This window comes from Pseudomonas granadensis (assembly GCF_900105485.1).
Classification (GTDB): Bacteria; Pseudomonadota; Gammaproteobacteria; order Pseudomonadales; family Pseudomonadaceae; genus Aquipseudomonas; species Aquipseudomonas granadensis.
In genome coordinates this window covers 5,158,560-5,179,730 of record NZ_LT629778.1, presented here as the reverse complement: position 1 = coordinate 5,179,730, position 21,171 = coordinate 5,158,560, and the positions used below count along the sequence as shown (strand labels likewise).

Genomic DNA, 21,171 nt, shown 5'->3' with positions numbered 1-21,171 from the left:
GGTGAGGGGCGCAGGCGACGCCAACATCAAGACGTACACCCATCCCCCGACTTCACATCAGCAAACGCAAAATCTCCGGCATCATCGTCATCGCCGCCAGATTGTTGATCACCAGCATGTCGATCAATTTCAGCGCGAGGAAGGCGAAGATCGGCGACAGGTCCAGACCACCCAGATTCGGCAGGAAACGGCGGAACGGTGCCAGCGCCGGCTCGCAGATCTGGTTGACCAGTTCAGCGCCCGGATTGTGACTGCCCGGTGCGACCCACGAGAGGATCACGCTGATGATCAGGGCGAAGAAGAAAATCTTCAGGAACAGCGCGGTGACGCCGATCAGCGACCAGATCAACAATTGCAGCGGATTGCCGGTGGTGCCGTAGGTCAGCAGCAGAGTCAGTGCCATCAGCAGCAGCTGCACCAGGATCGCCAGCACCAGCGACGACATGTCGAGGCCGAACAGGCTCGGGATGATCCGGCGCAGCGGTTTGAGCAGCGGCTGGGTGGCTTTGACAATGAACTGGCACAGCGGATTGTAGAAATTCGCTCGTACCAGTTGCAGGACAAAGCGCAGCAGCACGATCAGCAGGTACAGGCTGCCGAGGGTTTGCAGCACGTAAACCGCTGCGGTGTTCAATCCGATCATGTAAGGCTCCTTTATTTGCCCAGTTGTTCGGCCATTTCGGCCGAGCGGTGCGCGGCGGCGCCGAGTGCGGTTTCAACCAGCGCTTCGAAGCCGCCAGCCTGGAATGATTTGATTGCAGCTTCCGTGGTGCCGTTGGGCGAGGTCACGCGGCGGCGCAGTTCGGCTGCATCGACTTCGCTGGACACTGCCATGTGCGCGGCGCCCAAGGCGGTCTGCACGGTCAGTTGCTCAGCGATTTCTTTTGGCAGGCCAAGTTTGACGCCAGCGGCGGTCATGGCCTCGATCAGCAGGAAAAAATACGCTGGGCCGGAGCCGGACACCGCGGTCACTGCATCCAGTTGCTGTTCTTCCTCCAGCCACAAGGCGATGCCGACGGCAGACAGCAGTTCTTCGGCTTGCTGACGCTGCTCGGCGGTCACTTCGCTGGTCGCGTACAAACCGCTGACGCCCTGACGCAGCAGCGCCGGGGTGTTGGGCATGCAGCGCACGATCGGCTGTTCGCCGAGCCAGGTGGTCATGCTTGCGCAGGTAATACCCGCGGCAATCGACACCACCAGTTGATCGGATTTCAGGCTCGGGCGAATTGCCTCACAGACGGCTTTCATCGCCTGTGGCTTGACCGCCAGCACGATGACATCGACGCCGTCGATCGCCTGAGCGTTGTCGGCAAAGGTTTCGATGCCGTGTTCGGCGCTGACCTTGGCGCGGGTGTCTTCGCCCGGATCGCTGGCGCGGATCTGCGCTGCTTCCAGACCTTTGGCGCGCAGGCCGCCGATCAGGCTGGCCGCCATGTTGCCCGCACCGATAAACGCAATACGTGTGTTGCTCATGTGTGGTCCTTATCTGGAAACGTTCAAGACTGGGAATAATCTCGGGCGCCAAACAGCGCGGTACCGATCCGCACCCAGGTGGCGCCTTGCGCAATGGCCGACTCGAGGTCGTGGCTCATGCCCATCGAAAGTGTGTCGAGCGGCAGGTCGATGCTCGCCTGCAACTGCTGAACGGTGGCGAATGCAGCATCCTGCTCGGCGCGATCATCGGTTGGCTCGGGAATCGCCATCAATCCGCGCAGTTTCAGCCGTGGCAGTGCACTGATGGCCGCGGCCAGTGCTGGCAGATCGGCCGGGGTGCAGCCCGATTTGCTTGCTTCGCCGCTGACATTGACCTGAATGCAGATATTCAGCGGCGGCAACTCGGTCGGGCGTTGTTCGGACAAGCGTTGAGCAATTTTCAGGCGATCCACGGAGTGCACCCAGTCGAAATGCTCGGCGATGGCGCGAGTCTTGTTCGATTGAATGGGGCCGATGAAGTGCCAGATCAAGGGCAGGTCAGCCAGTTCCAGCTGTTTGCCGAGGGCTTCCTGCAGGTAGTTCTCGCCAAAATCGCGCAGGCCAGCGGCATACGCTTCGCGCAGGGCTTCGGCGGGTTTGGTCTTGCTCACGGCCAATAGCTGGACGCTGTTTTCGGCACGCCCGGCAGCAGCCGTCGCGGCCTGAATGCGTGAACTAACGAGGGCGATGTTGTCTGCTATCGTGGACATCAAGAGGCGCCGGCGGTCTGTAGGTTCGCGGCATTCTACTGGAATTGAGGGACGCTATGGATATCACTGAACTGCTGGCCTTCAGCGCCAAACAGGGCGCTTCCGACCTGCACCTGTCGGCCGGGTTGCCGCCGATGATCCGCGTTGACGGCGATGTGCGGCGGATCAATCTGCCGGCGCTGGATCACAAGCAGGTGCACGAGCTGATCTACGACATCATGAACGACACCCAGCGGGTCGACTTCGAGAAACATCTGGAAACCGACTTTTCGTTCGAAGTCCCCGGTGTGGCGCGGTTCCGGGTCAATGCGTTCAACCAGAACCGTGGCGCCGGCGCGGTGTTCCGTACCATTCCTTCGAAGGTGCTGAGCATGGAAGACCTCGCCATGGGCGACGTCTTCCGCAAGATCACCGACGCACCGCGCGGGCTGGTGCTGGTCACCGGGCCGACCGGCTCGGGCAAATCGACCACGCTGGCGGCGATGATCGATTACCTCAACACCCACCGTCACCATCACATCCTGACCATTGAAGACCCGATCGAATTCGTCCACGAATCGCGCAAATGCCTGATCAATCAGCGTGAAGTCCATCGCGATACGCGCAGCTTCGCCACCGCTTTGCGTTCAGCATTGCGTGAAGACCCGGACGTGATTCTGGTTGGCGAGATGCGCGATCTGGAAACCATTCGCCTGGCGCTGACTGCCGCCGAGACCGGGCATCTGGTGTTCGGCACATTGCACACGACCTCAGCGGCGAAGACCATCGACCGCGTGGTCGATGTGTTTCCCGGCGACGAGAAATCCATGGTCCGTTCGATGCTCTCGGAGTCACTGTTGGCGGTGGTTTCGCAGACGCTGATCAAGAAGATCGGCGGCGGACGGGTGGCGGCGCACGAGATCATGCTAGGCACTGCGGCGATTCGTAACCTGATCCGCGAAGACAAGGTCGCGCAGATGTATTCAGCGATTCAGACCGGCGGGTCGTTGGGCATGCAGACACTCGATATGTGCCTGAAGGAGTTGGTGACCAAGGGCTTGATCAGTCGCGAGAGTGCACGGGAGAAGGCGCGCACCCCCGATAATTTCTGAAGAGTCGAGGCGCGCCTGCCGGCGCTATCGCGAGCAGGCTCACTCCACATTGACGGTATTCCAACTGAAGGGACGCGATCAATGTAGGAGTGAGCCTGCTCGCGATGAGGCCGGCACGGGCGATGCAAGTGTCAGATCAGCGCTGAACTACGCGCAACTGGCCTTGTTCCTTCGGCAATACCCGCTTGGCCACGACGTAGTGCTTCTGCCAATACGGCTTGTTCAGCGTGTCGATGCTCACCGCTTTACCGCGGCGCGGGGCGTGGATGAAGCGGTCGTTGCCCAGGTAGATGGCCACGTGGTTGACTCGACGGCTCTTGATATTGAAGAAAATCAGATCGCCCGGTTTCAGATCCTTGCGCTCGACTTTTTCGCCGTGACCGCTGGCCATGGCGTTGGAGGTGCGTGGCAGGTCGAAAGTGGCGTCGTTGAACGCGTATTTCACCAGGCCGCTGCAATCGAAGCCTTTACTTGGGCTGCTGCCGCCCCAACGATAAGGTGTACCGAGCACGTTCACCGCGCGGCTGAGCACGTTGCTGCTTTCCTTGCTCGCCATCGGTGGCACCAGCTTGCTGTGGCTCTTGCTGCTCAGCGTGGTGGTTTTGCTCTTGCTGCTTTTGCTCGAAGGAGCCGAAGCATGGGATTTAGGGGTGAAGCCGTTGACGTTGGGAAGACGTTGCTCACGATTGGTGGCGTGGGCGGCCAGTGGCATTAACAGGCAGATGGTTAGCCATGTCTTGAAAAATGGTCGCATTAGGCGTGGCTCTTGAGTGATAGCGCGCAACTTTATAACAGCTTTTTTTGTCGCTCCGAGGCCGTTCATCGATTCATTCGGCTGGCTATGGAACCAAAAACGCTCAAAAAGTACGCAATTGTCCGACAGAACTCAGGTTCTACAAGGGGTTCGAGCTAGCAACGGTAACATTTGCCATACGTCGGCAACCTGTAAAAAAGTCACAAAGAAATGAAGAATATTTATCTATCGAGTGCAATGAGGTCTTAATGAACAGCTATCAGCTACCCCGCGTGAAGGAAAAAGACACTCACAGCAAAGTCATCGGCTACCTGTTGTGGATCTTCGGTTTCACCGGTGCCCACCGCTTTTATTACGGCAAGCCGGTCACCGGGACGATCTGGTTTTTTACCTTTGGTTTGCTGGGGATTGGCTGGCTCATCGACGTGTTTCTGATCCCGGCGATGGATCGTGAAGCAGATCTGCGCTTCGCGGCCGGGCCGATCGAATACAACGTGGCGTGGATTCTGCTGACATTCCTCGGTGCGCTCGGCGTGCACCGGATGTATCAGGGCAAGTGGATCAGCGGGCTGGTGTACCTGCTGACCGGCGGGCTGTTCTTTCTAGGGGTGTTGTATGACTTCTGGACGTTGAATGATCAGGTATCGGTGCGTAACGCGCAGAATCGCGGCGCTTTTCAGTAAGTCATCGCCAGCAGGCTGGCTCCCACAGGGGATTTGTGGCGTTCACAGATCCAGTGTGGGAGCCAGCCTGCTGGCGATTGGAGCAACGCGGTATCAAGCCTGGTGACTGATCCGCCCATCCACCAACGTATAGCGCACCACACCCGGCAGACTGTGGCCAATGAACGGGCAGTTCTCGCCCTTCGACAGCCAGCGTTCACCGGCGACCGTCGATGCCTGTGGATCGAACAGGACGATATCCGCCGCGCCGCCGACCGCCAGCTTGCCCGCCGGCAAGCGCAGCGCCTCGGCCGGGCCTGCGCTCAGTCGCGCGAGCAAGGTCGGCAGATCGAGCAAGCCATCCTCAACCAGCGTCATCGCCAATGGCAGCAACAGTTCAACACTGCTGATGCCTGGCTCAGTCGCGCCGAACGGCGCCAGTTTGGCGTCGCGCTCGTGGGGCTGGTGATGGCTGGAAATCGCCGAGACCACGCCGGATTTCACCGCCTCGCGCAGGCCATCGCGGTCAGCGCGGGTGCGCAGCGGCGGCTGTACGTGATAGAGGCTGCTGAAGTCGATCAGCGCTTCGTCGGTCAGAATCAACTGGTACAGCGCAACATCTGCCGTCACCTTCAAACCACGGGCCTGAGCCTGGGCGATCAGGGCGACGCCGCGGGCGCTGGTCAGTTGGCTGAAGTGCGCACGTACGCCGGTCTGCTCGACCAGCAGCAAGTCGCGGGCGAGGGCTACGGTTTCTGCGGTTTCCGGAATCCCTGGCAGGCCGAGGAAACTCGCCACTGCGCCTTCATGAGCCAGGCCGCCATCGGCGAGATCGTGGTCCTGTGAGTTGAAAATCACCGTCAGGTCGAAAGTCGCCGCGTATTCCAGCGCCCGGCACAGGGTGCGGGTGTTGCGAAAGCTCTCCAGACCGTTGCCGAAGGCCACACAACCGGCGTCACGCAGCGCCACCAGTTCGGCCAGTTGCTCGCCGTCCAGGCCCTTGCTCAGCGCACCGATCGGGAACACCTTGGTGTTGCCCGCTTCGCGGGCGCGGTCGAGGATCAGCTCGGCCACTGCCGACGTGTCGAGCACCGGTTTGGTCTGCGGCGGGCAGCACAGGCTGGTCACGCCACCGGCCGCGGCGGCGCGGGTTTCGCTGACGATCGAGCCCTTGCGGCTGTAGCCCGGCTCGCGCAGGGCGACGTTCAGGTCGACCAGCCCAGGCGCGGCAACCAGACCGCTGGCATCGATGGTTTCAACGGCTGTGAAACCGGCGGGCGCCGCGCCGAGGGCGACGATCTTGCAGGCTTCAACGTGAATGTCGGTGACTTGATCCAGCCCGCTGGCAGGATCGATGACGCGTGCGCCGAGGATGCTGAGCTTCACTGGGCGTTCTCCTGCTCGAATTGACGTTGCGCGGTCTGCCCGCTCATGGCCATGGACAGCACGGCCATGCGAATCGCGATGCCGTAGGTGACCTGATTGAGGATCACCGAGTGCGGGCCGTCGGCCACCGCCGATTCGATCTCCACACCCCGGTTGATCGGCCCCGGGTGCATGACGATGCAATCGGGTTTGGCTCCGGCCAGGCGCGCAGTGGTCAGGCCGAACAGGCGGTAGAACTCGCCTTCGCTCGGCAGCAGGCCGCCGGTCATGCGCTCACGCTGCAGGCGCAGCATGATCACCACATCGACGTCTTTCAGGCCTTCGGTCATGTCGGTGTAGACCTTGACGCCGTACTGCTCGATGCCGATTGGCAGCAGGGTTTTCGGCGCAATTACGCGGATATCCGGGCAGCCGAGGGTTTTCAGCGCGAGCATGTTCGAGCGCGCCACCCGCGAATGCAGAATGTCGCCAACGATCGCCACCGAGAGGTTTTCAAAACCGCCCTTGTGCCGACGGATGGTGAGCATGTCGAGCATGCCTTGGGTCGGGTGAGCGTGGCGGCCGTCGCCGCCGTTGATGATCGCCACCTGCGGGCAGACATGTTCGGCGATGAAGTGCGCCGCGCCGGAATCACCGTGGCGCACGACGAACATGTCGGCGGCCATGGCTTCGAGGTTGCGCAGGGTGTCGAGCAGGGTTTCGCCTTTACTGGCCGACGAGGTCGAGACGTTCAGGGTGATCACGTCTGCCGACAGCCGCTGGGCCGCCAGTTCGAAGGTGGTGCGGGTGCGCGTGGAGTTTTCGAAGAACACGTTGCACACGGTCTTGCCGCGCAGCAACGGGACTTTCTTCACCGCCCGGGCGCCGACTTCGAGGAACGAGTCGGCGGTGTCGAGGATTTCCGTCAGCAACTCGCGGCGCAGGCCGTCGAGCGAGAGGAAGTGGCGCAGCTGGCCCTGATCATTGAGCTGCAGCGGGCGCTTGGTATCTAGAGGCGTCATCGCGAAGGGGACTCTCAATAGGGCGGATTAAAGGGTCAGGTCTTGCAGTTCGAGGGCCAGCGGCTCGGGGCCGGAGAGCTTCACGCGCTGGTGGGCGGCCAGCGTCAGGGTGGCGCCGACCACGTTCGGGCGGATCGGCAGCTCGCCGGCGTCCAGATCCAGCAGGCAGACCAGCGTGACGCTGGCCGGGCGGCCGTAATCGAACAGTTCGTTCATTGCGGCGCGGATGGTGCGGCCGCTCATCAATACATCGTCGATCAGCACCAGATGCTGGCCTTCGATCTCGAAGGGCAGGGCGGACGGGCGCACTTGTGGGTGCAGGCCGTTCTGGCTGAAGTCGTCGCGATAAAAGGAAACGTCCAGCGTGCCCAGTGGCGCATCGCTGCGCAGTTCCTTGAGCAGCGCCTGTGCGACCCAGATGCCGCCGGTGCGGATGCCGATGTAACGCGGTTCGCTGATGTCACGCTGGGCAAGGTGCGCCTTGAGGCGGGTCGCCATCTGGCTGATCAGATCGGCGGGATTGGGCAGGCTCATGGTTGCTCCTTCGTGAATCCGGGCCGCGTCCTGCCGGACAAGGCTCGGTTTATAACCAAAAGAAAAGCGCCGAAGCGCTTGTCAGGATTCAAACAATGCAGTGTTTTCATCGAGCCAGCCCTGCAGCAGCAGGGCGGCGGCGATGGCGTCCACCGGGTTGTCGCGGTAACTGCCCTTCTGGCCGCCACGCACCAGGCGCTCGCCTTTGGCTTCGAACGTGGTCAGGCGCTCGTCGTGGGTATAGAAGGGCAGGTTGTAGCGGCCATTCAGGCGCCGGGCGAACTTCTCTGCGCGTACGCACATGTCGCTGGGCGTGCCGTCCATGTTCAGTGGCAGGCCGACCACTACGGCGTCGGGTTTCCATTCCTTGATTAGTGCTTCGACCTGATCCCAGTTCGGCACGCCATTTTGCGCTTTCAACGTGCACAGCTCGCGGGCCTGGCCGGTAATCACCTGGCCGACCGCGACGCCGATCTGTTTGGTGCCGTAGTCGAAGCCGAGAATCAGGCGCAGGGCCATCAGGCGTGACCCGCCTGGCTGGTGAGCAGGTTCAGATCGATGCCCAGATGCCGCGCCGCTGCTTCAAGGCGCAATTCGCTGCTGGTGTTGAACAGAATGTCGGCGTTGAACGGGCAGGTCAGCCAGGCGTTGTCAGCCAGTTCGGCTTCCAGTTGCCCGGCTTCCCAACCGGCGTAACCGAGGGTGATCAGGCTTTTCGCCGGACCGACGCCGTCGGCGATGGCGAAGAGCACATCCTGCGAGGTCGACAGGGCCAGATCGCCGTCCAGTTGCGCGGTGGCCTGGAAGGTCTGGCCGGCGGGATGCAGGACAAAACCGCGATCGGTCTGCACCGGGCCGCCGATGAAGATCGGTACGTGCTGGCACAGTGCTGGCGGCTCGATGTCCGGGCGCAATTGCTCGAGGATGTCGGCCAGACTCAACTCTTGCGGTCGGTTGACCACCAGCCCCATCGCGCCATTGGCCGTGTGCTCGACGATGTAGGTCAAGGTGTGGGCAAAGTTCGGGTCGGCCATGTGCGGCATGGCGATCAGGAAGTGATGCTTGAGGTAGCTGGGGCTGACGTTTTTCATGTGCGCTAGTGTGGCGTTCGAGGGGCGAACTGACAAGGTGGAGATGCTGACAACAACACAGATCCATTGTAGGCCTTCGCCTGCTCGCGATTGCGGTGTGCCAGAATCGGAATTGTTGACTGACACACCGCTATCGCGAGCAGGCGAAGGCCTACAAGGGGTTGTGGTGTGTCAGTTGCTTGAGAGTTTGTCGCCCCGAGCAAATTTCCAGGTGCGGATGATTTCCAGACGATCGACATCCGACAGATCGCCGGTAAACGGCGCAAACGGTGCCGCCAGCCTGACGATTCGCTGCGCGGCCTGATCCAGCAGCGGCTGGCCGGAGGATTCCAGTACCAGCACTTCATACAGCGAGCCGTCGCGGTTGATCGAGACCATCAGGCGCAGATTGCCGTAGATCTGCTTGCGCCGGGCTTCCTCGGGGTAGTTGAGGTTGCCGATGCGCTCGACCTTCTTGCGCCAGTCGTCCTTGTACCAGGCGCCCTTGTCGCGCATGGTCGAGGCGGCGCTCAAGCGGTGGATGCGCGGGCGTTTGGCGTACAGCTGTTGTTCCCTGGCCAGTTCGGCTTCGAGGCTGGCAATGTCGCTGGACAGCTGCGAACTGTCGAACTCTGGCGCATCGACGGTCGGTTTGACCTCCGTCTTGCGCTCTTCCTTCTTGGTCGGGGCCTTTTTCGGCTGCGGCGCGACGGTGGTCACCGCGGCCTTGGGCGCGGCCTCGGGCACTGCGGGCTTGGCGGCCGGCGGCGGGGTGACCTTCTTGACCTGATTGTCCTGGAATGGCGCCACTTCGGTGGTCTTGGGCAACGCCTTCTTGTCCAGCGTGCCGCTGCCCTCCTGGTTTTCCTGAGCGAGAAAATCAGCCTTCTCCGGCTTCTTTTCGCTCTTGAACGTGGCGAGGGTGATTTCCAGGGTTTTGCTGATCTGTTTCGGCTCGACCATGCTGAAGCCGACACCGAGCAGCAGCGCCAAATGAATCAGCGCCGCCAGAAACAGGGTAAAGCCGAGGCGATCGGCCGGGCGCACGCCACGATGGGCGAGTTCAGCGGGCAGATCGGACGGCAGGGTCATGGCAGAAAAACCAACATCACGTTTTTTCGGGCCCGGCATGATAACGCAATGTTGGTTTTTAGCTGCAAGCTTGAAGCTTCAAGCGACAAGCTGCACAGGGCAGCTGCAAGTTTCGAGCTGCAAGCTACAAGTTAAGAGCTTGCCGCCTGTCTTTAAGCTTGAGGCTTGCGGCTCGAAGCTTGCAGCTTGCTTTCGATAGCATTCATGAGCATGCCGCCAATATCGGTGCCAAAGGCATTGTCGATTTCGCGGATGCAGGTCGGGCTGGTGACGTTGATTTCGGTCAGGTGCTCGCCGATCACGTCCAGACCGACGAACAGCAGGCCTTTCTCGCGCAGGGTCGGGCCGACCTGAGCGGCGATCCAGCGGTCCTTGTCGGTCAGCGGACGGGCTTCGCCACGGCCACCAGCGGCGAGGTTGCCACGGGTTTCGCCGAGGGCCGGAATCCGCGCCAGGCAATAATCCACCGGCTCGCCGTCGATCATCAGGATGCGCTTGTCGCCATCGACGATGGCCGGCAGGTAGCCCTGGATCATGATCTGCTGCTTGCCATGCAGGGTCAGGGTTTCGAGGATCACCGAGAGGTTCGGGTGGCCAGCGGTGTGACGGAATATCGACGAACCGCCCATGCCGTCCAGCGGCTTGAGGATCACGTCGCCGTGATGATCGGCGAACTGGCGCAATACGTCCGGGCGACGGCTGACGATGGTCGGCGGCGTGCACTGCGGGAACAGCGTGGCGAACAGCTTTTCATTGCAGTCGCGCAGGCTCTGCGGCTTGTTCACCACCAGCACGCCGGCGGCTTCGGCCTGTTCCAGCAGGTAGGTGGAATAGACGAATTCCATGTCAAACGGCGGATCCTTGCGCATCAGAATCACGTCCAGGTCGCTCAGCAGCTTGTCCTGCTCGGCGTCCAGTTCGAACCATTTTTCCGGGTTGGCGAAGACTTTCAGCGGCGCCATGCGCGCGCGCGCCTGACCTTCGGCCTGATACAAATCCTTCTGTTCCATGTAGAACAGTTCCCAGCCGCGCTTCTGCGCCGCCAGCAGCATGGCCAGCGAGCTATCCTTTTTATAGGAGATGCTGGCGATAGGGTCCATGACAATCCCGACGCGAACGCTCATTGGGTTTTCCTCGAAAATTGGCTACCGGATCGGTATTGAAAAAGTGCCGCCAGAGTGGCGCCGGGCGGGTTTTCGGTCAAGGAAAAACCCGTCGATAGATTGCATCTGGAGACTGTGCTAAAAAGGCTGGCAGAGCGCGCCGACCCTTGGGTATCAAGGGTTTGAGGCCATTATTGAGTGCAAAACGGACAAATTGATTCGCAAAGGCGACGGTAGAGCCCTCTTATGGAACAGCAGTCCAGCGCCTTGAAGGTCATGGTGATCGACGACTCGAAAACGATTCGCCGCACCGCCGAAACATTGCTGAAGAATGTCGGTTGCGAAGTGATTACCGCCATCGATGGTTTCGACGCCCTGGCGAAGATCGCCGACCACCATCCCGGAATCATTTTCGTCGACATCATGATGCCGCGTCTGGATGGCTATCAGACCTGCGCCTTGATCAAGAACAACAGCGCCTTCAAGGCCACGCCGGTGATCATGCTGTCTTCCAGGGACGGGCTGTTCGACAAGGCCAAGGGGCGGATCGTCGGCTCCGATCAGTTTTTGACCAAACCGTTCAGCAAGGAAGAACTGCTCAGCGCGATCCAGGCCCATGTTCCGGGCTTCGCCGCCGTTGTGTCGCAGTAACAAAGGTTCAGAGACACGCGGCCAGCGGGCCGGGCGTCGACAAGAAAAATGGGGAAAACCATGGCACGTATCCTGATCGTCGATGATTCGCCGACCGAAATGTACAAACTGACCGGCATGCTCGAAAAGCACGGCCACGAAGTGTTGAAGGCCGAGAACGGCGCCGATGGCGTGGCCCTGGCCCGCCAGGAAAAACCCGACGCGGTGCTGATGGACATCGTCATGCCCGGCCTCAACGGTTTTCAGGCGACCCGCCAATTGACCAAGGACGCTGACACGGCGCACATCCCGGTGATCATCATCACCACCAAGGATCAGGAAACCGACAAGGTATGGGGCACACGCCAGGGCGCCAAGGACTACCTGACCAAACCGGTCGACGAAGACACCCTGATCAAGACCCTGAACAACGTACTCAAAGGCTGATCGCGCAATCATGAGCGAATCGCTGACCGCGTTCGAATTGCTCTGGCAGATCGACCAGCGCTGCCGTTTGCTGGCGGCCGACCTGCCGTCGCAAGCGGCACGCGAAGAGCGCTGGAGCGGCATCGGTTTCCGTCTCGGCGAGCATTGGTATGTGGCGCCGATGGGCGAAGTCAGCGAAGTGCTGCACGAGCCGCGCTTCACCCAATTGCCCGGGGTCAAACCGTGGGTGAAGGGCGTGGCCAATCTACGCGGGCGGCTGCTGCCGATCATGGACCTGTGCGGCTTCTTCGGCCATGAGCTGTCGCCGCTGCGCAAACAGCGGCGGGTGCTGGTGGTGGAACATGAAGACGTGTTTGCCGGGGTGATGGTCGACGAGGTCATCGGTCTGCAGCATTTTGATCAGCACAGCTTCGAACCGCTGTCGATCAGCAAGCGCCAGGGCTCGAAGGCCGAATTCGTCAAAGGCTATTTCCGCCGCGAGCAGAACTGGCGGGTGTTCAGCCTGTTTGCCCTGGCGAAATCGCCGGTGTTCATGAGCGTCGCAATATAGCTGCAACAACACAGATCCCTGTGGGAGCTAGCCTGCTAGCGATTCAGCCAGCGCGGTATATCAGACACACCGCGTTATCGTTCAATCGCCAGCAGGCTGGCTCCCACAGGTGCTTCGGTAGGCTTCAGACAGGCGAGGACCGATGACAACAGCAAAAACAGGCAAGTCGGCAGAAGCGTCGCGCAGCCGCGCGCAGATCATCGTGCTGTTCATCGCGCTGATCGTGTTCATCATGCTGCTGTTCGCCAACTTCGCCTACCTCAACACCCAGGCGAACTACGACAAACAGTACATCGGTCATGCCGGTGAGCTGCGCGTGCTGTCGCAACGCATCGCCAAGAACGCCACCGAAGCCGCCGCCGGTAAAGCCGCGGCATTCAAGCTGCTCAGTGACGCACGCAACGATTTCGCCCAGCGCTGGGGTTATCTGAAAAAAGGCGATCCGAATACCGGCCTGCCACCGGCACCGGCCACCGTGCGCCCGGAAATGCGCGCGGTGCAGCTGGACTGGGAACGTCTGCTGAAAAATACCGACGCGATTCTTTCCAGCGAACAAACCGTGCTGTCACTGCATCAGGTCGCCGCGACCCTGGCGGAAACCGTGCCGCAATTGCAGATCGAATACGAAAAGGTCGTTGAAATTCTCCTGCAACGCGGTGCGCCGGCAGCGCAAGTGGCGATGGCCCAGCGTCAGTCGCTGTTGGCCGAACGCATCCTCGGCGCGGTCAACACGGTGCTGGCCGGTGACGAAAATTCGCAGCAGGCCGCCGATGCTTTTGGCCGTGATGCAACCCGGTTCGGCCAGGTGCTCAATGGCATGCTGCAGGGCAATCCGGCGCTGAAGATCACTCAGGTCGAAGACCGCGATGCGCGCGCGCGGCTGAGTGAAATCTCCGAGCTGTTCCAGTTCGTCTCAGGTTCGGTGGATGAAATCCTCGAAACCTCACCCGAGCTGTTCAAGGTGCGCGAGTCGGCGACCAATATCTTCTCGCTGTCGCAAACCCTGCTCGACGAAGCCTCGCACCTGGCCACCCGTTTCGAAAACCTCGCTGGCGGGCGCAACACCGACACCATCGGCGGTTACGTGCTCGGCTTGCTGGCGTTGGCCTCGATCATCCTCATCGGCCTGGTGATGGTGCGCGAAACCAACCGGCAGTTGCGCGAGACCGCCGAAAAGAACGAGCGTAATCAGAACGCGATCATGCGCCTGCTCGATGAAATCGAAGACCTCGCTGATGGCGACCTCACCGTCACTGCTTCGGTGACTGAAGATTTCACCGGGACCATTGCCGATTCGATCAACTATTCCGTCGACCAGTTGCGCGATCTGGTCGCGACCATCAACCTCACCGCCGGCCAGGTCGCCGCCGCCGTGCAGGAAACCCAGGCCACTGCCATGCACCTGGCGCAAGCCTCGGAGCATCAGGCCCAACAGATTTCCGAAGCCTCGACGGCGATCAACGACATGGCGCAATCGATCGATCAGGTCTCGGCCAACGCCGCGGAGTCGTCGGCGGTTGCCGAGCGCTCGGTGGAAATCGCCAACAAGGGCAACGAGGTGGTGCACAACACCATCCACGGCATGGACAACATTCGCGAACAGATTCAAGACACCGCCAAACGCATCAAACGGCTGGGCGAGTCGTCCCAGGAAATTGGCGACATCGTCAGCCTGATCGACGACATCGCCGACCAGACCAACATTCTTGCGCTCAACGCGGCGATTCAGGCGTCGATGGCCGGTGATGCCGGGCGCGGTTTTGCTGTGGTGGCCGATGAAGTGCAGCGCCTGGCCGAACGCTCGTCCGCCGCAACCCGGCAGATCGAAACCCTGGTGCGGGCGATCCAGACCGACACCAACGAAGCCGTGATCTCGATGGAGCAGACCACCACCGAAGTGGTGCGCGGCGCGCGACTGGCGCAGGATGCCGGTGTGGCCCTGGAAGAAATCGAAGGCGTGTCGAAAACCCTCGCGGCGCTGATCCAGAGCATTTCCAACGCGGCGCAGCAGCAGACGTCTTCGGCCGGGCAGATCTCGCTGACGATGAACGTGATCCAGCAGATCACCTCGCAGACCTCGTCTGGCTCCACCGCCACCGCCGAGAGCATCGGCAACCTGACGAAAATGGCCAGCCAGCTGCGGCGTTCGGTGTCCGGATTTACCTTGCCGGCGGCGACAGACAAAGCGTGAGTGGAGTGGTTATGGGTGCCCGGCACGACTATGTGGCCCTCGAATGGGTCAAAGGCGCGATCGCCGATACGCTGAAGCAGGCGCATCAGGCGATTGAAGCGGTGCTGGATGATCCGCAGGCTTTTCCGGGACTCGACGAGTGCCTGGACTATGTCCATCAGGTGCACGGCAGTTTGCAGATGATCGAGTTCTACGGCGCCGCGCTGCTCGCCGAAGAAATGGAGCAGTTGGTCGAAGCCCTGCAACACGACCGCGTCAATCACCGCGATGAAGCCCTGCGCCTGTTGCTGCAGGCCCTCGGGCAGTTGCCGATCTACCTCGACCGTGTGCAGAACGCGCGGCGTGACCTGCCGTTGGTGGTGCTGCCGCTGATCAATGATCTGCGCAGTGCCCGTGGCGAAAGTCTGCTGTCGGAAACCAGCCTGTTCAGTCCTCAATTGCCCGAACTGGAGCCGCTCGGCGCGCAGGCGCTGGCGCAACTGGAGCCGCCCGAACTGCCGACTGTGCTGCGCAAACTGCGGCAAACGCTGCAAATGGCCCTGGTCGGTCTGCTGCGCGAGCAGGATGACCCGACTCACCTCGGTTATCTGGACAAAGTCTTCAGTCGCCTCGAGGCGCTGAGCGGCGATTCGCCGCTGAGTCCGTTGTGGCAGGTCGCGGCGGCGCTGGTCGAAGGCATGCGCGAAGGCGTCATCGCCAACAGCCCGGCACTGCGCAGCCTGTTCAAGGATGCCGACAAACAGCTCAAGCGCCTGCTCGAACAAGGCATGACCGGGCTCAACCAGCCCGCGCCACCGGAGCTGCTGAAAAGCCTGTTGTTCTATATTGCCAAAGCCGAACATCCCACCGGGCAGATGCTGACCATGAAAGATCGCTACTCCCTGGACGACGCGCTGCCTGACAGCGCAATGGTCGATGAAGAACGCGCACGCCTGGCCGGGCCCGATCGCGATGCGATGCGCTCGGTACTCACGGCGCTGTGCGAAGAACTGGTGCGGGTCAAGGAACGCCTCGACCTGTTCGTGCGCAGCGACCGTCAGCACGCAGCAGATCTGGACAGCCTGCTCGCGCCACTGCGGCAGATTGCCGACACCCTCGCGGTGCTCGGCTTCGGCCAGCCGCGCAAGGTCATCATCGACCAACTGGCGGTGGTGCTCAGCCTGGCGCAGGGCCAGCGCGAACCGAACGACGCGATCCTGATGGATGTCGCCGGCGCCTTGCTCTACGTCGAAGCGACCCTGGCGGGGATGGTCGGCACCGTTGAAACCGAAAGTGCAGAAGACGCACAGCTGCCGACCACCGACCTGACGCAGATTCACCAGATCGTGATCAAGGAAGCGCGCATCTGCCTGCAACAGGCCAAGGACATGATCGTCGACTACATCGACGCCGACTGGGATCGCCAGCAACTGCAAGCGTTGCCGGCGCTGCTGACGCAGGTGCGCGGTGCGCTGGCGATGATTGCCTTGAGCCGGGCGGCGAGTCTGGTCGAGGCGTGCAACGGTTTCATTCGTGAACATCTTCTGCTCGATCCGCACGAGCCGGGTTGGCAGCAGCTGGACGCGCTCGCCGATGTCATCAGCAGCCTCGAATATTATCTTGAGCGCTGGGGCGACGACCCGCTGGCGCCGAGCGAACAACTGTTGGACGTGGCGCAGAAGCGCCTCGCCAGCCTCGGTTTCTTCCCCGACCATCACGCCAACGACGCGCCAGGCGAGCAGCAGGTGCCGGTGCTTGACGAGGTGCTCAGCCCCGGTGAAGCACTGGTGATGCAGGACCTGCAAACGCTGAATGATCCAGAGGTCGTGCAATCGCTGGCCGACGTTCTCGCCAGCCCGGTTTCGGTGGTCAACCCGCCGGCACGCAGCACCCCCGGTAGCCTGCTGCCGCCACCCGCCGATGAAGAACCGGTCGATGACGAGCTGCGCGAGGTGTTCCTCGAAGAGACCGACGAAGTGCTCGCCGTGCTGCACGAATACCTGCCGCGCTGGAGCGCCGATCCACAGGACCGGGAAGCGTTGAGCGAACTGCGCCGGGCCTTTCATACGCTCAAGGGCAGCGGGCGCATGGTCCGCGCGCTGATCCTCGGTGAGCTGGCATGGGCGGTGGAGAACCTGCTCAACCGCGTGCTGGAGCAAAGCGTCGAGCCGGGTTCGGTGGTGCAGCGCTTGCTCACCGACACTGTTTTGCTACTGCCCGAACTGATCAGCGAATTCGCCACGCAGCGCCAGCGTCAGCGCAGCGATGTCGATCAACTGGCCGCCCGTGCCCACGCGCTGGCCAAGGGCGACGAGCCGCTGGCCGCCGAAGACGTCGACGATGTCGCCGCGCTCGATCCGCTGCTGCTCGAGATTTTCCGTAAAGAAGCGGAAACCCACCTCGCCAGCCTCAACCGCTTCCTCGACCAGGCGGCCGAGCATGTGCCGCTGCCGGCCAGCGACGAATTGCAACGCGCCCTGCACACGCTCAAAGGCAGCGCGTCGATGGCCGGCGTAGTGCCGATTGCCGAACTCGCCGCGCCACTCGATCAACTGGCCCGCGAGTTCAAGGCGCACCAGTTGCCGCTGGACCTCGACGAGGTTGAGTTGCTGCTGGAAGCCGAGGGCCTGTTGCGCGTTGGCCTGCGTCAGCTCAAGCACGATCCGCTGGCGCCGATTGTCGGTGCGCAATCGCTGATCAAACGTGCGCAAACGCTGCTCGCCGAGCGACTGGCGTCGATCCTCGACGCGCCGGACACCGGCCTGCGGGTCAAGCGTGATCCGCAATTGATCAACAGCTTTCTCGCTCAGGGCATGGACATCCTGCTCGACGCCGAAAGCCTGTTGCAGCGCTGGCAGCAGCATCCCGGCGAGCGCCAGGAACTCAGCGCCTTGCTCGATGAACTGACGACCCTCGGCGAAGGCGCGCATCTGGCCGATCTGCTGCCGGTCGACGTGCTCTGCGAGGCCTTGCTCGATCTTTACGGCGCCGTTGAAGAAAGCAGCCTGGCGGTCAGCGAGCGGTTTTTCCACGAAGCGCAGCAGGCCCACGAAGCGCTGATCAACATGCTCGACGAACTGGCCGCCGGCCAGGAAATCACCCCGCAGCCCGAGCGGGTGCGTGCCCTGCATGAACTGCTCGATGAAAGCCTTGATCCTTCGTCCATGGGTCTGATCCGCAGCGACGGCAGCCGCACCCTGAGCATCCGCGAGCTGGGCAGCGCCACCGCCGAATTGCAGCAATCCGCCGCACCGCTGGCGGCGGACGACGAAATCGTCGCGATCTTCATAGAAGAGGCCATCGACATTCTCGACAGCGCCGGCCAGGCCTTGCAGCGCTGGCTCAGCGAACCGGATAACGGTGCACCGCTGTCGTCGTTGCAGCGCGACCTGCACACCCTCAAGGGCGGTGCGCGGATGGCCGAGGTCGAGGCGATCGGCGACCTCGCGCAAGAACTGGAAAACCTTTACGAAGGTCTGGCTGATCGGCGTTTCAGCCACAGCAGCGCGCTGGCGCAGTTGCTACTCAACGGCCATGAACGTCTGGCGTTGCTGGTCGAGCAACTGCAAGCCCGGCAAGCGCTGGAACCGGCGCAGGCCTTGATCGAAGCGCTGCGCCAGGCGCGCCATGGCGCGAGCGCCAGCGAAACGCCGACGGCCAGCACCGATTCTGACAACGTCAGCCCCGACCCGGAGTTGCTGGAAATCTTTCTCGAGGAAGGTTTCGACATCATCGAAAACTCCGGCGCCGCGCTACTGCGCTGGCAGGCCGAGCCGGGCAACCGCCAGGAAGTGGAAACCCTGTTGCGCGACCTGCACACCCTCAAGGGCGGCGCGCGGATGGTCGAGATCGGCCCGATCGGCGACCTCGCCCACGAACTCGAATACCTTTACGAAAGCCTGTCCTCCGGCGCCTTGCAGCCGTCGGCAGAGCTGTTCGCTCTGGTGCAGCGTGGCCATGACCGGCTCGCGCAAATGCTCGACGGGGTGCGCGCCGGGCAGCCATGTCCACCGGCGGACCGCTTGATCAATGCGATACAGAATTTCAGCCATCCACTGAGTGCCGAAGCGCCGCCAGCACTGCCATTGCCGGCGAAAACCGAACCGACGCCAGCGCCCGCCGAGGCCGGTGCGGACATGGTCAAGGTCTCCGCCGAATTACTCGATGAGCTGGTGAATCTAGCCGGCGAGACTTCGATCTTCCGTGGCCGTATCGAGCAGCAGGTCAACGACGCGCAAGTCGCGCTGAACGAGATGGAAACCACCATCGAGCGCATGCGCGATCAATTGCGCCGCCTCGACACCGAAACCCAGGGGCGGATTCTCAGCCGCCAGCAAGTCGACGGCGAACGCCTCGGCTACGAAGAATTCGATCCGCTGGAAATGGACCGCCATTCACAGTTGCAGCAACTGTCGCGGGCCTTGTTCGAGTCGGCGTCCGACCTGCTCGACCTCAAGGAAACCCTCGACCGGCGCAACCACCACGCGGAGAACCTGTTGCAACAACAGGGGCGCGTCAACACCGAATTGCAGGAAGGCCTGATGCGCACGCGCATGGTGCCGTTCGAGCGCATGCTGCCGCGGCTCAAACGCATCGTCCGCCAGGTTGCCGAAGAGCTGCACAAGGACGTCGCTTTCGTGGTCGGCAACGCCGAAGGCGAGATGGATCGCAACGTGCTGGAGCGCATGGCCGCGCCGCTGGAACACATGCTGCGCAACGCCGTCGACCATGGTCTGGAGTCCGCCGAAGTGCGGCTCGCGGCAGGCAAACCGGCACAGGGGCGGATCACGCTTGACCTGTCCCGAGAAGGCGGCGACATCGTTTTCGATATTCGTGATGACGGCGCCGGGGTGCCGCTGGAAGCGGTGCGGCGCAAGGCGATCAAACGCGGACTGCTCGCCCCGGAAGCGGAGATCAGCGACCGAGACGTGTTGCAGTTCATCTTGCAGCCGGGGTTTTCCACGGCGGAAAAGATCACCCAGATTTCCGGGCGCGGCGTCGGCATGGACGTGGTCCACGAAGAGGTGCGTCAGCTCGGTGGCAGCATGAGCATCGATTCGGTGCCGGGGCAGGGCGTGCATTTTCGTATTCGTCTGCCGTTCACCGTATCGGTCAACCGTGCGTTGATGGTGCAGTGCGGCGAGGATCAATACGCGATTCCGCTGCACACCATCGAAGGCATCGTGCGCGTATTGCCGAATGATCTGGAAGGGCACTTTCGTCAGGACCCGCCGCGCTATCACTACGCCGGCCAGACCTATGAACTGTGCTACCTCGGCGAGCTCCTGAAAACCGCGCCACGACCGAAACTGCTCGGGCAGAATCTGCCGCTGCCGGTGCTGCTGGTGCACTGCAACGACCGGCGCATCGCGGTGCTGGTCGACGCCATGGCCGGTACCCGGGAAATCGTGGTGAAGAGCCTCGGCCCGCAGTTTGCCGCGTTGCAGGGCGTATCCGGCGCGACGATTCTCGGCGATGGCCGAGTGGTGCTGATCCTTGATCTGCTCGCACCGATCCGCGCGATGCAGGCACGGGTAGCGCAGCCGCAGGCACTGAGCGATCTCGACAGCGAACCACAGAAACCGCTGCTGGTGATGGTGGTCGACGACTCGGTGACAGTGCGCAAGGTCACCAGTCGCCTGCTCGAACGCCACGGCATGAACGTGCTGACCGCCAAGGACGGCGTCGACGCCATGCTGCTGCTTGAAGAACACCTGCCTGACGTGATGCTGCTCGACATCGAAATGCCGCGCATGGACGGTTTCGAAGTCGCCACGCAAGTGCGCAACGACGAACGCCTGCAGCACCTGCCGATCATCATGATCACCTCGCGCACCGGCCAGAAACACCGCGACCGCGCCATGGCCATCGGCGTCAACGATTACCTCGGCAAGCCGTATCAGGAATCGGTACTGCTCGAAAGCATTGGCCACTGGAGCAACAAACATGCATGAACACGGGCACTCGTTGCGCAGCAGCCAACTCACCGGCCTGTTGTTGCCACTGGCGGACCGCAATCTGATCCTGCCCAACGTCGCCGTCGCCGAACTGATCGACTACCAGGCCAGCGCCTTCGACCTTGACACGCCACCGTGGTATCTGGGCCGGGTGACATGGCGCGAGCGGCAGATCCCACTGATCAGTTTCGAGTCGGCGTGTGGGCAGAAGATTGTCATTGGCGAGCGGGTGCGCATCGTGATCTTGAATGCGCTGGGCGGGTTGCCGGAGCTGAGATTCATCGCATTGCTGGTGCAGGGCATCCCGCGCTCGTACAAACTCGACAGCCAGTTGAGTTATGTCGACGTGCCGCTGTGCGGGCTGGAGCGGGCGGCGGTACAGGTCGGCGAACAGGTGGCGAAAATCCCGGATCTGTTGGCGCTGGAGCAGTTGTTGGCGGAGGCGGGGCTGGTTCACTGATCCAGGATTTTCATTGGCTTGACTGGCCTCATCGCGAGCAGGCTCACTCCTACATTGGAAAGCGTCCCCCCCTGTAGGAGT

At 62.0% G+C, this 21,171-nt stretch carries 19 protein-coding genes; 8 read left to right on the top strand and 11 right to left on the bottom strand.

Features of this window, described 5'->3' with window-relative positions:
• Positions 1-52: 52 nt before the first annotated feature.
• The 3 genes from BLU52_RS23090 to BLU52_RS23080 are packed head-to-tail and all read right to left on the bottom strand — an operon-like array spanning position 53 to position 2,183.
• On the bottom strand, positions 53-643 hold the full coding sequence (locus tag BLU52_RS23090) for a YggT family protein (protein ID WP_090287149.1): 591 nt from the start codon (positions 641-643) through the stop codon (positions 53-55).
• 11 nt (positions 644-654) lie between these two features.
• Positions 655-1,473, bottom strand: a complete 819-nt coding sequence (gene proC / locus BLU52_RS23085) for a pyrroline-5-carboxylate reductase (protein WP_090287147.1) — start codon at positions 1,471-1,473, stop codon at positions 655-657.
• A 23-nt stretch (positions 1,474-1,496) separates the two neighbouring features.
• Positions 1,497-2,183, bottom strand: a complete 687-nt coding sequence (locus tag BLU52_RS23080) for a YggS family pyridoxal phosphate-dependent enzyme (protein WP_090287145.1) — start codon at positions 2,181-2,183, stop codon at positions 1,497-1,499.
• 56 nt (positions 2,184-2,239) lie between these two features.
• On the opposite strand from BLU52_RS23080, the gene BLU52_RS23075 reads away from it, so the two are divergent.
• Complete coding sequence (locus tag BLU52_RS23075; protein WP_090287143.1) at positions 2,240-3,274, top strand: type IV pilus twitching motility protein PilT; 1,035 nt, start codon at positions 2,240-2,242, stop codon at positions 3,272-3,274.
• A 136-nt stretch (positions 3,275-3,410) separates the two neighbouring features.
• On the opposite strand, the gene BLU52_RS23070 is transcribed toward BLU52_RS23075, so the two are convergent.
• Positions 3,411-4,028, bottom strand: a complete 618-nt coding sequence (locus tag BLU52_RS23070) for a C40 family peptidase (RefSeq protein ID WP_090287140.1) — start codon at positions 4,026-4,028, stop codon at positions 3,411-3,413.
• A 248-nt stretch (positions 4,029-4,276) separates the two neighbouring features.
• On the opposite strand from BLU52_RS23070, the gene BLU52_RS23065 reads away from it, so the two are divergent.
• Complete coding sequence (locus BLU52_RS23065) at positions 4,277-4,711, top strand: NINE protein (RefSeq protein WP_090287138.1); 435 nt, start codon at positions 4,277-4,279, stop codon at positions 4,709-4,711.
• A 93-nt stretch (positions 4,712-4,804) separates the two neighbouring features.
• Here BLU52_RS23065 and BLU52_RS23060 read toward each other — a convergent pair whose 3' ends face one another.
• From BLU52_RS23060 to gshB, 7 genes are all read right to left on the bottom strand, one after another.
• Positions 4,805-6,076, bottom strand: coding sequence for a dihydroorotase (locus BLU52_RS23060; protein ID WP_090287135.1), 1,272 nt, complete (start codon positions 6,074-6,076; stop codon positions 4,805-4,807).
• Complete coding sequence (locus BLU52_RS23055) at positions 6,073-7,077, bottom strand: aspartate carbamoyltransferase catalytic subunit (protein ID WP_007913665.1); 1,005 nt, start codon at positions 7,075-7,077, stop codon at positions 6,073-6,075. The genes BLU52_RS23060 and BLU52_RS23055 overlap by 4 nt, the downstream gene beginning before the upstream one ends.
• Positions 7,078-7,104: 27 nt before the next feature.
• A complete protein-coding gene (gene pyrR / locus BLU52_RS23050; protein WP_090287134.1) occupies positions 7,105-7,611 on the bottom strand; it encodes a bifunctional pyr operon transcriptional regulator/uracil phosphoribosyltransferase PyrR in 507 nt (168 codons plus the stop codon).
• Positions 7,612-7,692: 81 nt separating this feature from the next.
• Positions 7,693-8,130 (bottom strand): Holliday junction resolvase RuvX, encoded by a 438-nt coding sequence (ruvX, locus tag BLU52_RS23045; RefSeq protein WP_041476809.1) that lies wholly within the window; start codon positions 8,128-8,130, stop codon positions 7,693-7,695.
• Positions 8,130-8,702, bottom strand: coding sequence for a YqgE/AlgH family protein (locus BLU52_RS23040; protein ID WP_090287133.1), 573 nt, complete (start codon positions 8,700-8,702; stop codon positions 8,130-8,132). The genes ruvX and BLU52_RS23040 overlap by 1 nt, the downstream gene beginning before the upstream one ends.
• Positions 8,703-8,873: 171 nt before the next feature.
• Entirely contained in the window at positions 8,874-9,773 is a 900-nt protein-coding gene (locus BLU52_RS23035) for an energy transducer TonB (protein WP_090288664.1), read from the bottom strand.
• Positions 9,774-9,925: 152 nt separating this feature from the next.
• Entirely contained in the window at positions 9,926-10,897 is a 972-nt protein-coding gene (gshB, locus tag BLU52_RS23030) for a glutathione synthase (RefSeq protein ID WP_090287131.1), read from the bottom strand.
• A 225-nt stretch (positions 10,898-11,122) separates the two neighbouring features.
• Between gshB and pilG the strand changes: the two genes are divergently transcribed.
• The 6 genes from pilG to BLU52_RS23000 all read left to right on the top strand — a co-directional run bounded on the left by pilG (position 11,123) and on the right by BLU52_RS23000 (position 21,090).
• Positions 11,123-11,527 carry a twitching motility response regulator PilG gene (pilG, locus tag BLU52_RS23025; protein WP_090287129.1) on the top strand — a complete coding sequence of 135 codons (405 nt, stop codon included), beginning with the start codon at positions 11,123-11,125 and terminating at the stop codon, positions 11,525-11,527.
• A 60-nt stretch (positions 11,528-11,587) separates the two neighbouring features.
• A complete protein-coding gene (pilH, locus tag BLU52_RS23020) occupies positions 11,588-11,953 on the top strand; it encodes a twitching motility response regulator PilH (protein ID WP_039757553.1) in 366 nt (121 codons plus the stop codon).
• Between the two features lie 10 nt (positions 11,954-11,963).
• Complete coding sequence (locus BLU52_RS23015) at positions 11,964-12,503, top strand: chemotaxis protein CheW (RefSeq protein ID WP_090287127.1); 540 nt, start codon at positions 11,964-11,966, stop codon at positions 12,501-12,503.
• 142 nt (positions 12,504-12,645) lie between these two features.
• Positions 12,646-14,694 carry a methyl-accepting chemotaxis protein gene (locus BLU52_RS23010; RefSeq protein WP_090287125.1) on the top strand — a complete coding sequence of 683 codons (2,049 nt, stop codon included), beginning with the start codon at positions 12,646-12,648 and terminating at the stop codon, positions 14,692-14,694.
• A gap of 11 nt (positions 14,695-14,705) precedes the next feature.
• Complete coding sequence (locus BLU52_RS23005; protein WP_090287123.1) at positions 14,706-20,627, top strand: Hpt domain-containing protein; 5,922 nt, start codon at positions 14,706-14,708, stop codon at positions 20,625-20,627.
• A complete protein-coding gene (locus tag BLU52_RS23000; protein WP_090287120.1) occupies positions 20,620-21,090 on the top strand; it encodes a chemotaxis protein CheW in 471 nt (156 codons plus the stop codon). Before BLU52_RS23005 ends, BLU52_RS23000 begins: the two co-directional genes overlap by 8 nt.
• Positions 21,091-21,171 lie beyond the last annotated feature (81 nt).